A 13,792-nucleotide genomic window follows, 5' to 3' on the forward strand; every position below is an offset into this window, starting at 1 on the left:
TTTGACCCTTTCACGAATTTTACGCCTAACGCATTGCCGTTTTTTATTCCTGCGAGTATACGCACAGCGCGATCGCAGTCAGTCCATGTTCAGGATACCAATCACCGCGCATTTACGCAGAAGTATCTAGCTTATTAATTGTATCGATTATGTTTAATTACCGAATTTATAGTGTAATGAGGTGTCATACCCCCGATAACAAATAGGGGAAATTACTGTATTATTAGTCAAATAGGTCAGACGAAAATATTCTCTAGCAAAATAACTAGTAAATACAAGTAGCCGAATCATAGGATTGCAACACTCTTTACCACAGGCTTTGATCTCTGCTTAGTGGTTTGGTAGTACACGCCCGAATATTAAGTAGGTAAGGCATAAGCCCTACCTATGGTGAATTTGCATTTCAATCAATTGTAAAGTTCTAGATTTTTTCCAACCTCGACCTTACATCGAGTAAAAATAAATTTTTTACAGCTTCTGTCCTGTGTAAATTGATCGCACTTCGCCATTACGACGAACGATCGCTTCACCGTTATTGACATCTACTAACGTCCAACCACTTGAGCCAATGCTTTCACCAACAACAAAGCGGTGCGTTGTACCATCGACCTTAAACAAAGCCGCAGATTTGCTTCCTAACTCTAGTATTCCCTCTAGGATATGGCTAGGAGTTGCAGCATTTGTAGTAGTTGATGTAGCTTGTTGCTGGGATGCGGAATACACGGATGCTGTAGCCATAGGAAGTTGTGGCGGTGCAGCCCGGAATGGTACAACTGGTAATGTCGGCAGTAGATTAGATGATTGTCCGATGACAATCGGTGCAGTCCGTACATTCACAGGTTTGAGATCTGTACGTACAGCAGCAGCAAACATGTTAACACTCACAGGCTTACCTGCTTTTCGCACAGAAGTTAAGGCATTTTTCACAGCATTAGGACGGGATGCAGCCGATGCAGTCTTTACTGGTGATATAAGTTTGGGAATACCAGGAAGTAGCGGTGGTGCATAGCGCATTGGAGAAGGTGCTTGATAAACAGGTATGTAGATGCGCTCAACAATGTTTTTGGCGACGTTAGGGGCTGGTAGTGTATTGTTAGCTGTCAGAGGTGTTGGTAAGAGCAGACTTTTTTGATCGCTAGCCAAAGCTAAGGCTGTTGACCTAGGAGTTGCACTAGTGGCAAGTCCAGGGTTGGCGTAGCTTTGATTAGTTCTGTTCTGTTGCTGATCTATGACAGACAGTGCTCCTAGCATATAGTCAACTAACTCAGCCTGGACATCAACTCTTTGAGGTAACTGCGTCTGCGGTACCTGAAGATATGCTGCTGTGATTGGCTTGAAAGTTAGGAAAGTTAGCACCCTAGAGTTTAGCAAGTAGATAATGCCAGCGATCGCCACGCCGACAATGGTTGTGCCGACAATTACTAATCTCCCCAAAGGACGCCTGTTTTTCTTCAGCTTGCGAGTAACTGCTTTTTTCACAGGCGTGTCAACTCCAAACTTACTTAAAGGCTTTTCCCTCATTTGGGAAACTCCTTGTATAGTTTGGTGCAGTTCATTTGGCAAGATAATCTGCGGTACTTGAACTGTTTGTAGAGGAACATACTCTACATTCACAGTTTGGGAAGCAAAATTCCCACTAGCATCCAGAACATTGTCGATATCGGCAAAGAGTTCATCCATCAAGCCATCAGCATAGACATCTATCGTCCAAGGCTCGTTGGCGATCAAGTCTTCTGATGGTTCTGGAATAATCACATGAGTGCTGGCTTCTTTTAACATAGGCTTTTGGGTGGTAGCTGCTAGGACGGGAAAATACCGCCCCTACGCCTGGGAATTAGGATTTTCTGTGAAGTTGGCAATCTTCCGTCTAAGTAGACTGGTTGATTGCTCAGTGGTATTAAATTCAACTTAGAATCCAGAGACTGCTGATGATGCCAGTTCTTAATCCATGTCATCTATCATACCCAATCTCTTCCCTACTACTATACTCATGCTTCATAAAGTTTTTTTGAAGCCAACGCTGGAAACTCTGACTGGAACTTTGTTTTACGTAATTCTAGATATATTAACAAGGCATTAAGATCTGCGGGGTTCACTCCACCAATACGTGCTGCTTGACCGACAGTAAGCGGTTTTACTTTACTTAACTTTTCTCTTGCTTCCTTAGAAAGGGTATCAATTGTTGTGTAATCTAAATCCGCAGGCAATTGGCGGTGCGCCTGACGGGCAATCTGCTCAATCTGATTTTGTTGCCGCGCCAGGTAGCCAGAATACTTGATGTCAATTTCTGCGCCATCTTTCTCAACAGAGTTGAGGCTGGGATTGCCCAATCCGTACCTATCGAGGTGGAGGTAGTGGAATCCAGGACGCCTTAGCAAGTCAGCTAGAGTAATTGAGCCTTTAATTGCTTGTTGGGTATCAGCTGCGATCGCTACTCCAATTTCATCATGTTCTTTCACTCTTATGGCGTGCAGCCGTTCTTTTTCCGCAATAATCTGTGCTTGTTTGCGGGTAAATAAATCCCAACGGCGATCGTCAATTAACCCTATTTCCCGTCCCAAAGGTGTCAATCGCTGGTCAGCATTATCAGAACGCAGTATCAAACGGTACTCAGATCTACTCGTGAGCATACGGTAAGGCTCACGTAAATCTTTGGTACATAGGTCATCAACCAACGTTCCTATGTAACTTTGCTCACGCGGAAACACAATCATTTCGCGATCGCGTACAAAGCGCGCGGCGTTTACACCTGCCACAAATCCTTGAGCTGCTGCTTCCTCATAACCTGTTGTGCCGTTAATCTGCCCAGCACAAAACAGTCCGGCAATCTTTTTAGTCATCAATGTGGGATAACACTGAGTTGCAGGTAAATAGTCATATTCCACTGCATAAGCCGGACGTAGCATCACACAGTTTTCTAAACCAGGAAGACTCCGTAACATTTGCAGTTGTAAATTTTCCGGCAACCCTGTGGAAAACCCTTGGATGTAAAGTTCAGGAATATCCCTGCCTTCTGGTTCAATAAATATTTGATGGCTTTCCTTATCGGCAAAGCGCACAATTTTATCTTCAATACTGGGGCAATAACGAGGGCCTTTCGCTTCTACCCAACCACCATAAACAGGCGACAGGTGTAAATTTTCTTGAATCAGGCGATGGGTTTCGGGGGTGGTACGGGTGATGTAACAAGGCATTTGCTCCCGTTCTACCCATACTTCCGGGTCAAAGCTAAACCAGCTTACTTGTTCATCCCCAGGTTGGATAGACATTTTACTGTAGTCTACCGATCGCTTGTCTACCCTGGCCGGGGTGCCGGTCTTCAGTCTTCCAGTTTCAAATCCCAGACGATTTAAAGTATCCGTCAATCCTTCAGCGGCGAATTCTCCCGCGCGTCCCGCCGCCATTGACTTGTTACCAACCCAAATCTTTCCGCCTAAGAATGTACCTGTCGTCAAGATAACTGCTTTGCAGTGAAAGGAGACACCAAAGTAAGTCTGAACACCAATTACTTCATCATTAGCGCCTAGCACTAAATCCGTTGCCATTCCCTCCCGGATTATCAAGTTATCTTGATTCTCAACAATACTCTTCATCACGGCTGCGTATTCCCGCTTATCCGTTTGGGCCCGTAATGCCCATACTGCTGGTCCCCGTGAAGAATTGAGAATCCGCTTTTGCAGATAAGTCCGGTCAGCCATCTTACCAATTTCCCCACCCAGAGCATCAACTTCATGGGTTAATTGAGATTTGGCTGGTCCACCGACTGCTGGGTTACATGGTTGCCAAGCAATTTTATCTAAGTTAAGCGTCAACAACAGAGTACGACAACCGAGGCGGGCAGTGGCAAGGGCTGCTTCGCAACCGGAGTGACCTGCACCGACAACAATGACATCAAAAGCGTCATGGAATTCAATGGAATTGTGCATGGTCATACTTACAAATTCGGCAAGCTGAGAGTTATTTTCAATTTTAACCGATACCGTAGTTTCAGGGATGTGCTTTTAACTGTTAACTGTTAAACAATTCCAGGTTCAAAACCTAGTAAGACAAAGTATAGTAGCTACTAAATTTATGCGAAGTAGATAAAACCTAATTAATTAAAAATGAAGAGACATGAAATAGCAATATTAACTCACTTATTAAATCCTGCATTTTCTTGCTTCTTTGCGCTCTTCTTATCCTTTGTAGTCAGTTAAAAGATTTTTTCACAAGCCGACCAGGATGAAGAGCTATTGAGTATTATGGACACAAATTCTCAAAACAGAACTACAAATATGCAACGAATTCTGCGGAAAACAGCTTTTTTAATAATGATTTTTTTGATTTCTTGTGCTTTAGTTGCTAGCAGTGGAATTGCTCACCACCAATCAGTTATTAACACCGCACAATTCAATAGTTGCTCAAGTGCTAATTCAATTCCATGTATAGGAAACCCTCAACAGATAATCTTACCTACGCCAATTACACCATTTATCCCTAATCCCCAATTAAACGAGCAACAGCGTTTTTTGTCTGCAATTGCTAATAAGTTACCAATAATCCCGCAACCAGGCACTTTTGAATATATATTGTTAGATAAATATGGCGCAGCATTTGTCAATCAAGCACCAGAGATTAAACTGCCGCAAAAAGTAATCTTTGCTAACGAGCAAGAAACCAAAGAATTTCAATCTACCCTGACAATGATTAAAGTTGATGGAACTAATGATTGTTATTTACAGCAATCAGCAGGATTAGCTTTTAATAAAGCGCGATCGCTACAAACAATTCCTCTCAAATCAGGTTATGGTAGCGGTGATTGTACTCGTACTTTCACCACAAATTTGAGATTTTGGCAAAAATACGCTAACGATAGAACCTTAGAAAAAGTTCGCCAAGGTAAAGAAACAGCAATTCTGGGGATAGTTGCACCACCTGGAACATCACAACATCTTTGGGGATTAGCTATTGATTTACGTGTATCTAGTCAAAAGCAGAGACAAGCTTTAAATCAAAATGGCTGGTTTCAAACTGTAGAAAGTGATATTCCTCATTGGACTTATTTAGGTTTAACGGAAGAACAATTACCTCTGTTTGGTTTTAAGAAAAAAGTCATGAGAGGAATTACTTATTGGTTAACACCAATTTAATTAATTCAAGTTTAAAAGGGAATCTGCAACAGAGAAATTTGTTTATCGAACCTCAACATAACGTAACTCTGCATTTTGAGTTACTTCATCAACAGTTTCTAGATAGGCTTTAATTGCATCTTTAATATTCTCTAAAGCCTCTTCTTCGGTTTCGCCCAAAGTCCAACATCCTGGTAAAGCAGGGCACCAGATAGCATATCCTAACTTTGTTTTATTTAACTTGACTTTGTAACGCATATCTAAATAACCGCTTTTGTCTGTTATTTTATATCGTTAAATTAAACAAAAATTGATCATCTGATACTGCACAAACTGAAAGTATTAGTTTACAAGAATAGAATTGAGGATTTGTTGACATCAATCCCATTTATAGCGAAAAATTAAATTTATTGATATTTATAAGGAGAAGCTACAAACTGCTGGAATTTTAATTGATTATTTTCCCATTTATAGTAGAAACGCCCAATACCTTTTTCTCCGTCATTACCTCCTGCTTGACCAATAATTATGAGTAACTTGCTATTGGCTCGGTAGTGTAACCCACCATCAGCCCTAGGAGGATTATATCCAGCACCGCGTTGGTCGTGATAGCCATAAAGTTGTGTGGGTAGATAAACTTGACCAGTTTTGAGATCGACGATCGCTGCTGTATCTACACCACCCATAGCACGATTGAGATGATCGGCGATCGCATAATGACCTGCAAAATTAGTACCTTTGTTAACAGTCGCGTTCAGTTGTGGTTCGTAGTCCTTGATTTCTTGGCTACTGGCGGCTAGTGCAGCTGGCTTCCCTTGGAATACTGACTTTGCTGGATAGGTTTTAAAATGCGGTTGTTGAATGCGAGAAGTTGGCTGCTGAGATACTGCCAATATTGGTACATTTTGGTTGACTACAGTGAAGCCCATAACTGTAGTCAAAGCAGCAATAATCAAACTACGTTGTAACATTGAATGCGCACTCTACTAATAATTATAATTAACTTGTTTAAATTAGCTACAAGCTCAAGTTGTAAAATTCCAGGAAATTATCTCCAGTAATTTGTAATTTTGCAGATAAATTCAAATAGTTTGTTTATATAAAATTTACCTATATCTATAGTTAGAATTTAACTATATAAGTTCGGATTTATTTTTGAAAAAAATCTGTACACCTCACCTTCCTTGTTTCCTATTCCCTTCCTCTTTTATAGTGAACTGTTACAAGTAGCTTTCCGTGTAGGATAATAATTACTACAATAAAGTCACACACCTGACTCTGGAGTTCTAACAGTGGGCTTATTTGATGATTTAAGTCGGTTTCTGGAAAACCGTTTAGAAGAATTCTTGCGTAATAATCCCCATTTGGAATTAGAAGCGCTGTTAGAACAGCTGCGGGAGCAAGAGGAAGATACGTTAAAGCTGGTTGCAGATTTACAATTACAAGAAAAGCGATCGCAAGAGGAAATTCTGTCCACTGCTCAAGAGATTCAGCGTTGGCACATCCGCGTTCAAAAAGCGAAAGCTGCTGGTAGAGAGGATTTAGCCGTTGCGGCGCAAGAAAGAGAAGCAGCCTTATTACGCGAAGGAAATCAGCGCTGGGGACAGATGCAAGGGTTAAAAGAACGCATTAACCAATCTAAGGAATTACTACAAAAAATTCAGGTTCGACGACAAGAGGTGCAAGCCAAAGCTACCGAAGCGCAAACAATGCGTGCAAAAGCTCAAGCTCAACAGCGCTTAGAAACCGACGGGTGGTCAAAAGCAACTAGCAACTATTCTAGTAGTTTTGACGACTTAGAAGATAAGTTTCGCCGTTGGGAAACTCAGGATGAGTTAGAACAAATGAAACGGAATCTCGGGAAATAATTAGTAACCAGTAATCAGTACACAGATTACTGGTTACTGGGTAACAGTATTAAATTATATTTAATGGCTTTTTTTGATTATTTAAGTTATACGCATCTAAAAATTGAATTATTGAAATTTTATTTAATTTATTAAGTTAGCTTGCAATTTTTGTTAAATTTAATTTAAACAGACTTTTACACCTCCTTATTGTTTGTCTATTCACTATTTTTTGCAATTGCCGCAGTATTTCCCAGACTTTCCAAATGAGAACTGAGGCATGGAACACAGTATACTTCTAGATGTTTTATCTAGCTTACAAAGATTATTTGTAGGTTATATTCCATCTGCTATTTTAGGTGGTTTCATTGGATACTTAATTAGTATAAATGGCACAATTTACCAGCTATTCAAGCGGATATTTCAAATACCTCATAGTATCCCTCCTATAGCCTTACTACCGATTGCGCTTATAGTATTTAAGGATAGCGAAGCCGCAGCGGTGGTCATAATTTTTATTGGAACTCTCTGGACAATGATAGTGAATACTGCAATAGGAATGCGGCATTTTTACAGACAGAACAATAACTTTCGAGCAGCAATATTTCATACATTTCATGCTTTGAAAGTAAGCAGTTGGGTAGCGTGGTTCACAGTTATTGCTACAGAAATGTTGATAGGTCCAAAAGGACTTGGTTCACTCGCCTGGGATGCTTATAAAATTGGCAACACAAATTACATCATCCAGGCAATACTCTACATAGGTGTTATTGGTAGTTTACTAGATCAGTTTTTAGACATTAGTGCATATCTTCTAGCACAAATTGTCTCACAAGGTAACAGATCTGCATAACAATTAGATTGGCGGTTAGAAACCACATTTATGTTGATAAAACTCCTATTTAGCGCACTTGCTCGCTAGTAAATATTAAGTAGGGTAAGCAAAAAGCGGAAAAAGCGTTGCGAGGTTTCCTAGCAAGCTATTTTTCAAGACAGCGGTGTGGATGTTCGTCCCCAGCGAACTCAGTTCTCGCTTTATTAATGTTGTGTTACGTCCATGTAATAATTTGAGCGTTTGAGACAGTACAAAACTAGCCCTAAGGCAGCGCATTTGGTATCGTACTACTACAAGTTAAAGTTTACTTGATAAAGTATCTCTTGCCTTTATTTTGTGAACAGAACTACAAAACTTGGAGAATATTGCCGTGTTAACCCACGATGAAAAACTACTTTTGATTGGTCAAGTAACAGATTTAAGCGGAGTACCAATCAGAACAATTCGCTATTACGAGAGTTTAGGTTTAATCAAGGCATCAGGAAGAACTGAGGGTGGTTTCAGACAGTTTTCAGCAGATGTATTAGCTCGTCTAGCTTTCATTAAAAGAGCGCAAAATCTAGGTTTGAGCCTAGAAGAAATAGGAGAAATTTTAAATGTGTACGACGAAGGACAACCTCCCTGTGATGAAATCCAAGAAAAGCTAGAAGAAAAGCTGATGCAGATCGATAGCCAGATAGCTCAGTTGTCAAAATTACGCTCTGATATAGAGGTATTACTTTCTGGTTGGAAGAATGCGCATAGCAAACGTGAGGATACAATTTGCCCTATCATCCAACCTTAATGTTGCCGTTGAAAGCATCTCAATAGAATACAAATATAGCAGCTTTTGCTAGTAATCCAAGGCTATACAAAGGAGACACAGATGTCTAAATTATTGGCTACAAAAATGAGAGTTTTCTGTATTGTTTTATAGTTGAAGTTGAAACTGTGTAGAGACGTTAAGTAAGTCGGCACAAATAAACCAAACTATCTAACAGAATGTAAAATCACCAAAACCCTTGCGATTGCTATCTTACGGGAAGCCACTGCGTGTCTACGTTCCACTCGCAATGACGTACCTTGAAATTTTTACGCCGACTTACATATAACCCAATACAGTTCAGTTAAGAAAATTCATTGACAACAAAGCTCACAAATAATTACTAAACAAAAAACCGAACAATTATTTTGGAGGGGACTTGGGGGAGAATCCCCCAAATCTTGGTTTTGTCCGACAGATGAGAACTCTTATCACCTTAACTGAACCGTATTGACATATAACCTCTCTACACTCAACGCTGTCAAGGATTAGGCAACTGGATAACCAGCAGCAGCTAACGCTTCCTTAATAGCGGTTTCTGAGGCTTGAGTATCTACACTCACAAGCTTAGTTTTAGGATCTGCCTGAATATTAGCATTGGCATCCACTGCTTTAAGTGCATTAGTAATAGTGTTTGCGCAAGCCGAACAAGCCATGTTGGGAACTGTGAGTTTAAGTGTCATAAGTTTAAAATATCCAAGGGAAAACAGATCAAGATCAAGCCTGATACCATTGCTGCATTTGCTGAATTTCAGCAGTTTGCGATTTGATGATAACTTGACGAGGTCAAGAATTTGTATGTGAGTAGCTCTATTTAAAGCCATCCTCGACAATTTTTGAATTTCAGGATCTTTAGCTTTTAGCAAAGCCGCCATCTCAACTGCAACTTCATCCTAAAATCTCTACTCCACTGGAGAGTCAAGGGTGTATAACAAGTTTTTCGCTAAATTTAAAGTTCGTTTACAAGCTTTGTCTAGCTGAGTAACTATAGCTATCTGTAATTTAAGCATAATACAAAGTACTACAAAATCCTTGTCAACCTATTAAAGGTTATGTTATGAACGTTATATAACCCGTTGTTTTCCCCACAAACCTGGGAAAATAACTCCTTACAACAACTGAGACGCGGCTGCTGAACCCAAGTCTCCTAATCTCTTCAATACCAAGAGTCTTGTTTAAGACTTCTCAGGAATTTTCATGCAGCCAAAAAATCTTCGACGTCTCTTGCGTGCTTTAGCGCGGCAAGGTTTGAATGTTACTTATAGCGATCGCACTTATTCTGTCCGTTTAGCAAATTCTCCTGATGCCCCAGTTGCAGAAATACTACTACCTGAAGGCTTCTCTGTAGAAGCTAAGGCACTGAAGCAGTTAGCAAATCTCGCTAACGTTCGCCACCCAGCCGGGGGATGTGTTTGTCGTGCCTGTGCAACGCCTGACTTTCACCCTGGAGATGCAGGTGTTGCCATTGGTTCTGTTGTGGAAACTGTCGGTCAAGTCATCCCTGGTGCTGTCGGTTCTGACATTAATTGTGGAATGCGCCTCCATGTTGCCGATTTGAGCATCGATGAATTTCTCGCAAAACGCGATCTATTTGTCGAACGTATGAAAGGAGATTACTTCTTCGGCACACGTGATGTGACGATGACGGCTCATGCTATGCGTGCATTGTTTCAGTATGGGGTTCCTGGTTGGTTAGATGCCATGCTGGATCAGCCTACGGGAAGTATCGTTAAGTCTGATGTGTACCAACTAGCTCAAGAAAGCGATGGCTCTGCCAACGCCTTCGGCGAACGCATCTTTTTGGGTGGTTCAATGGATGGTAACTGGAAACTTGCACCTGAAGAATTAGTTCCCAATAATGGACTGGTGCGCGATGGTGGACTAGCAACCATCGGTTCGGGAAATCACTTTGTCGAAGTGCAACGGGTGGATAAAGTCGAAAATCGCGCACTTGCTCACGCTTGGGGAGTGCATGAAGGACATTTAGCTTTCATGATTCACTCTGGTTCGCGCAATGTGGGTAAGTATATCGGGGGAATGTGGCGAGATAGAGCAAAAGCCGCTTGGCCAAAAGGTCTGAAATATCCAGAATCTCAGATTTTTCCCCTTTGTGCTCATTCCCATCCCGAACTAGCCGCTAGTTACTTAAAAGCTGAAGCAACTGCTGCTAACTATGGTTTTATCAACCGGCTACTGTTAGCAGAACTACTACGTCTGCGTTTGCGGGAAGTTTACGGAGATGTAGAAGCACCTCTAGTTTACGACTTACCACACAACATCACCTTGCCAGAAGGCCGCGGATGGGTGACGCGCAAGGGTGCTTGTCCAGCCTATGCAGAGCAACCAGTTATTATCCCAGGTTCAATGGGTGCTTACTCTTACTTAATGGTAGGGAAAGGCAATCCTGCATTTTGCAATTCAGCATCGCATGGCGCGGGAAGAGTAAAGTCGCGTTTTGACCTCAGCCGTAAAGGTGCATCTCAAAGTGAAGCCGAACTAGGATTAACTGGAGTTGACTGTATCACCTTACGAGAAGAACGTCGAATTGAGGAAGCACCAGCTGCCTATAAACCGATTGAGTCTGTGATTGATGTGCAGGTTGAGGCGGAGATGGTAAGTGTTGTAGCGCGGTTGAGTCCAGTGTTAACTTTTAAGGCGTAAGCGATTGTAAATTGTCAAATCTTGAACAACATTGCTCTGATGTAGTTCCAGAATGTGTGACAATTCTATGAATAGAAAAAGACTAAGATTCCCCAATTCATAGAGAATTGGGGAATCTTATTTTTCAGCAATAGTCATTAAACTTTGTTAGCTAAATTGATTAACTGTTTAAAGTTGACTAGATAAATGATGTTATTTGCGCTGTCAATTTCCAGCCAGCCTTTTTCATGCAGTTTTTCCATGATTTTGCTAGTTTCGTCAACACTGATTTCTGTCACTTCTGCCAAATCTTTGAAGGGAATGTTAAAAATTTCTCTTCCTTTGTCTGATTTTTGACCGTAGCTTTCGCCTAAACTAACTAGGGTCTGAGCTAGCTTGACTGCTGGTGGTGAAGAGCGCATTTGCAAGCGCAGATTGATCTGTCGCAATCGCCGCACCATCAGTTGTAGCATTCGGTGATGTAAATGCGGATCTTTAAATAAGATTTGAATAAAACGCTCTCGAGAAACACTAAGTAACTTTACAGGCGATAGAGCAATCACATCAGTTGAGCGCGGCGATTCATCTAAAACTGCCATTTCTCCAAAAAAATCGCCTCGACCTAAAATTGCTAGAGCGACAAAATTATCTCCGGATGTGCGCCGAACTTTGACCCAACCAGAAACTAAGAAATAAACTGCGTTACCCCAAGCATCTTCCATCAAAACAGCCCGTTCAGCCGGGTATTCATGGTCAATTGCAACATTCAGCAGCCATTCCAAAGTTTGGGGATTGGCTGTACTTAGTAAGGGAAAAAGTTCACTAAAAACCTCAGTCTGCATGAAATATCTGCAAAAAATTGATTCAGGAGGAGCAAATTAGGTCGGCTATTATATTTTTTAAAACCGCAATCATTGGTTGAATACGGTAGCAAAATAGTTACAAATTAATTAAGAATTTTCAGATTTTTAAGTCTGAGATTCTAGTACAACATAGCAATTATGTCTGGGATCGCAATCAGCGGTTTTACTGACAGATGTGTTATTTACTGTTTTTTGGTAGTTGACTCTCTCCAGCCAAGACATTGAGATGTTTGTCTAAATTGTCCACTAGTTGAGTTAGGGCGACCATAGCCTTTAATTGCTCAGATTGTAAGCTAGGGGTAAAGAGCAGTCTTTGCTCTAGTTCGTGCAACTTGAAGCTTAGTTGTTTGGCCATGACCAATGTATCGTGGCTAAGTCGGTTCAACTGTTGCTGTTGATAGAACTTTAATGCTGCTCCTCGTAGCACTTGTAGTGTCGCCTCTTCACCGTAAATTCCGGGCATTACCCGTAAGCGTAATAATAAACTGTTGTTTTGATATAGCCATTCTTTCTCTACCTGTTTAGGTTCGGGAAATGTGGCGATAGGTAGACCAGCAAATTGCTTAAATTCATTGATTACCTCTTGGAAAACCGCAAGCGGCAAATTTTCGATCACCGACTGCAAGACCCCATTGTCACTCCAGAGTATTCTGCCTTGATCATATTGTCTTTCCAAATACAGGCGACCAATTCCCCCAAGCAAGACTCTTGCTAATAACTCTTCTAGTAATTTTTTTGATGGTAGCGTTGGCAAAACTTCTATCGAGCTTAATGTATCTGGAATTTGCACTGGCAAAACAGTTAAATTGCTCGGAAGTACCACTTCAGTTGTCTGTTCCTCTTGACTCCGATCAGCAGAGGTAGCTGTAAGACTTCCAGACAAGCTATTTGAATCGGGGATTGAGGATAAATCAGCTTGTGAAATAGAAGCTGGCAGAATTTCTGTTTGCGGCTCAATCAATGAGGGTTGTAGATTTAATTCAGAGTAGGTAGTTGCAGAAGAATTCAATTGATCGCTGAGGGAAACTGTCCTGTTTTTTGAGGTAGAGTCTACTTTTGGTTGATAGTTTTGTTTGGCATCTGAGGGGTATCTGTTTTTATAGTTGAGGTAGGCTGAGAGGGTAGCGTGGTGAATATCGCCTTCTATTGCCTCAGTCACCATTATGTAATCAATAGAAGACAAAATACGACTAACGTAATCTAATGCCTCGCTGTCTTGCGGATCAACCATACCTAGTAAAAGTTGATTGCCTTTTAACTGCAAAGGCAAAATTTGGTGGTAAAGGCAAGCTTCTAAGGACAAAAGACTATCAATTAACGAGAAGATGTGCTCGCGATCGCTAGGTGACTCCTTGGAATTATTACATTCTAGCTTCCCCTTAAGTGGAGTTTCATCTGGCATCGGCGGCTCAATTTCTTCGTTATCAGTGAGTTTGCCCTCGGAAGACAACATATGCTTATTTAATATTTGCTTTATTTTCTTATAATTCTATTGTGCTTCTAAGTTAGTGTGTAGTAAATAAAGATACTTTATATGTTATGGAAAGTTTGATTAAATACAAAGGTCTAGAAGTTAAATTTAGGATTGTGGATTGGGGATTTATCCCAAATCCAAAATCTGAAATACTTACTCTCAATGCATTTTTCTTCTATGTATGAACCGAGATACCTCCAATTTGAGCCTTATACGAGTACAT

12 protein-coding genes are annotated in these 13,792 nt (G+C 40.9%); 5 read left to right on the top strand and 7 right to left on the bottom strand.

Annotation, left to right across the window (positions count from 1 at the left end; genetic code table 11):
* Positions 1 to 468 precede the first annotated feature (468 nt).
* Positions 469 to 1,779 (bottom strand): hypothetical protein, encoded by a 1,311-nt coding sequence (locus BV375_RS11390; protein ID WP_086760451.1) that lies wholly within the window; start codon positions 1,777 to 1,779, stop codon positions 469 to 471.
* Positions 1,780 to 1,988: 209 nt separating this feature from the next.
* Positions 1,989 to 3,932 carry a tRNA uridine-5-carboxymethylaminomethyl(34) synthesis enzyme MnmG gene (mnmG, locus tag BV375_RS11395; protein WP_086760453.1) on the bottom strand — a complete coding sequence of 648 codons (1,944 nt, stop codon included), beginning with the start codon at positions 3,930 to 3,932 and terminating at the stop codon, positions 1,989 to 1,991.
* 342 nt (positions 3,933 to 4,274) lie between these two features.
* On the opposite strand from mnmG, the gene BV375_RS11400 reads away from it, so the two are divergent.
* Positions 4,275 to 5,129: a D-alanyl-D-alanine carboxypeptidase family protein gene (locus tag BV375_RS11400; RefSeq protein ID WP_086760606.1), complete on the top strand. Its 855-nt coding sequence runs from the start codon at positions 4,275 to 4,277 to the stop codon at positions 5,127 to 5,129.
* Between the two features lie 42 nt (positions 5,130 to 5,171).
* On the opposite strand, the gene BV375_RS11405 is transcribed toward BV375_RS11400, so the two are convergent.
* Both BV375_RS11405 and BV375_RS11410 read right to left on the bottom strand, forming a co-directional pair.
* On the bottom strand, positions 5,172 to 5,366 hold the full coding sequence (locus tag BV375_RS11405) for a type II toxin-antitoxin system HicB family antitoxin (RefSeq protein WP_086760455.1): 195 nt from the start codon (positions 5,364 to 5,366) through the stop codon (positions 5,172 to 5,174).
* Positions 5,367 to 5,515: 149 nt separating this feature from the next.
* Complete coding sequence (locus tag BV375_RS11410) at positions 5,516 to 6,079, bottom strand: hypothetical protein (protein ID WP_086760457.1); 564 nt, start codon at positions 6,077 to 6,079, stop codon at positions 5,516 to 5,518.
* Positions 6,080 to 6,400: 321 nt separating this feature from the next.
* Here BV375_RS11410 and BV375_RS11415 point away from each other — a divergent pair, with 321 nt between their 5' ends.
* The 3 genes from BV375_RS11415 to BV375_RS11425 all read left to right on the top strand — a co-directional run bounded on the left by BV375_RS11415 (position 6,401) and on the right by BV375_RS11425 (position 8,574).
* On the top strand, positions 6,401 to 6,976 hold the full coding sequence (locus tag BV375_RS11415) for a TIGR04376 family protein (RefSeq protein WP_086760460.1): 576 nt from the start codon (positions 6,401 to 6,403) through the stop codon (positions 6,974 to 6,976).
* Positions 6,977 to 7,235: 259 nt separating this feature from the next.
* Positions 7,236 to 7,808, top strand: a complete 573-nt coding sequence (locus BV375_RS11420) for a nitrate transporter (RefSeq protein WP_086760462.1) — start codon at positions 7,236 to 7,238, stop codon at positions 7,806 to 7,808.
* 352 nt (positions 7,809 to 8,160) lie between these two features.
* Positions 8,161 to 8,574 (top strand): heavy metal-responsive transcriptional regulator, encoded by a 414-nt coding sequence (locus BV375_RS11425; protein WP_086760465.1) that lies wholly within the window; start codon positions 8,161 to 8,163, stop codon positions 8,572 to 8,574.
* A gap of 506 nt (positions 8,575 to 9,080) precedes the next feature.
* Here the strand turns inward: BV375_RS11425 and BV375_RS11430 are convergent.
* Positions 9,081 to 9,275: a heavy-metal-associated domain-containing protein gene (locus tag BV375_RS11430; RefSeq protein ID WP_086760608.1), complete on the bottom strand. Its 195-nt coding sequence runs from the start codon at positions 9,273 to 9,275 to the stop codon at positions 9,081 to 9,083.
* A 514-nt stretch (positions 9,276 to 9,789) separates the two neighbouring features.
* Between BV375_RS11430 and BV375_RS11435 the strand changes: the two genes are divergently transcribed.
* Positions 9,790 to 11,253, top strand: coding sequence for an RtcB family protein (locus tag BV375_RS11435; protein WP_086760467.1), 1,464 nt, complete (start codon positions 9,790 to 9,792; stop codon positions 11,251 to 11,253).
* Positions 11,254 to 11,390: 137 nt separating this feature from the next.
* Here BV375_RS11435 and BV375_RS11440 read toward each other — a convergent pair whose 3' ends face one another.
* Complete coding sequence (locus tag BV375_RS11440) at positions 11,391 to 12,074, bottom strand: Crp/Fnr family transcriptional regulator (protein WP_086760470.1); 684 nt, start codon at positions 12,072 to 12,074, stop codon at positions 11,391 to 11,393.
* A gap of 199 nt (positions 12,075 to 12,273) precedes the next feature.
* Positions 12,274 to 13,548, bottom strand: a complete 1,275-nt coding sequence (locus tag BV375_RS11445; RefSeq protein ID WP_086760472.1) for a pilus assembly protein PilB — start codon at positions 13,546 to 13,548, stop codon at positions 12,274 to 12,276.
* Positions 13,549 to 13,792 lie beyond the last annotated feature (244 nt).

The organism is Nostoc sp. 106C (assembly GCF_002154725.1).
Classification (GTDB): domain Bacteria; phylum Cyanobacteriota; class Cyanobacteriia; order Cyanobacteriales; family Nostocaceae; genus Aulosira.

Excerpts from the sequence above, each read along its gene's own strand:
- BV375_RS11445 (WP_086760472.1), bottom strand. The coding sequence starts at position 13,548 with ATGTTGTCTTCCGAGGGCAAACTCACTGATAACGAAGAAATTGAGCCG.
- mnmG (WP_086760453.1), bottom strand. The coding sequence starts at position 3,932 with ATGACCATGCACAATTCCATTGAATTCCATGACGCTTTTGATGTCATT.
- BV375_RS11430 (WP_086760608.1), bottom strand. The coding sequence starts at position 9,275 with ATGACACTTAAACTCACAGTTCCCAACATGGCTTGTTCGGCTTGCGCA.
- BV375_RS11410 (WP_086760457.1), bottom strand. The coding sequence starts at position 6,079 with ATGTTACAACGTAGTTTGATTATTGCTGCTTTGACTACAGTTATGGGC.
- BV375_RS11400 (WP_086760606.1), top strand. The coding sequence starts at position 4,275 with ATGCAACGAATTCTGCGGAAAACAGCTTTTTTAATAATGATTTTTTTG.
- BV375_RS11440 (WP_086760470.1), bottom strand. The coding sequence starts at position 12,074 with ATGCAGACTGAGGTTTTTAGTGAACTTTTTCCCTTACTAAGTACAGCC.
- BV375_RS11435 (WP_086760467.1), top strand. The coding sequence starts at position 9,790 with ATGCAGCCAAAAAATCTTCGACGTCTCTTGCGTGCTTTAGCGCGGCAA.
- BV375_RS11420 (WP_086760462.1), top strand. The coding sequence starts at position 7,236 with ATGGAACACAGTATACTTCTAGATGTTTTATCTAGCTTACAAAGATTA.
- BV375_RS11390 (WP_086760451.1), bottom strand. The coding sequence starts at position 1,779 with ATGTTAAAAGAAGCCAGCACTCATGTGATTATTCCAGAACCATCAGAA.
- BV375_RS11405 (WP_086760455.1), bottom strand. The coding sequence starts at position 5,366 with ATGCGTTACAAAGTCAAGTTAAATAAAACAAAGTTAGGATATGCTATC.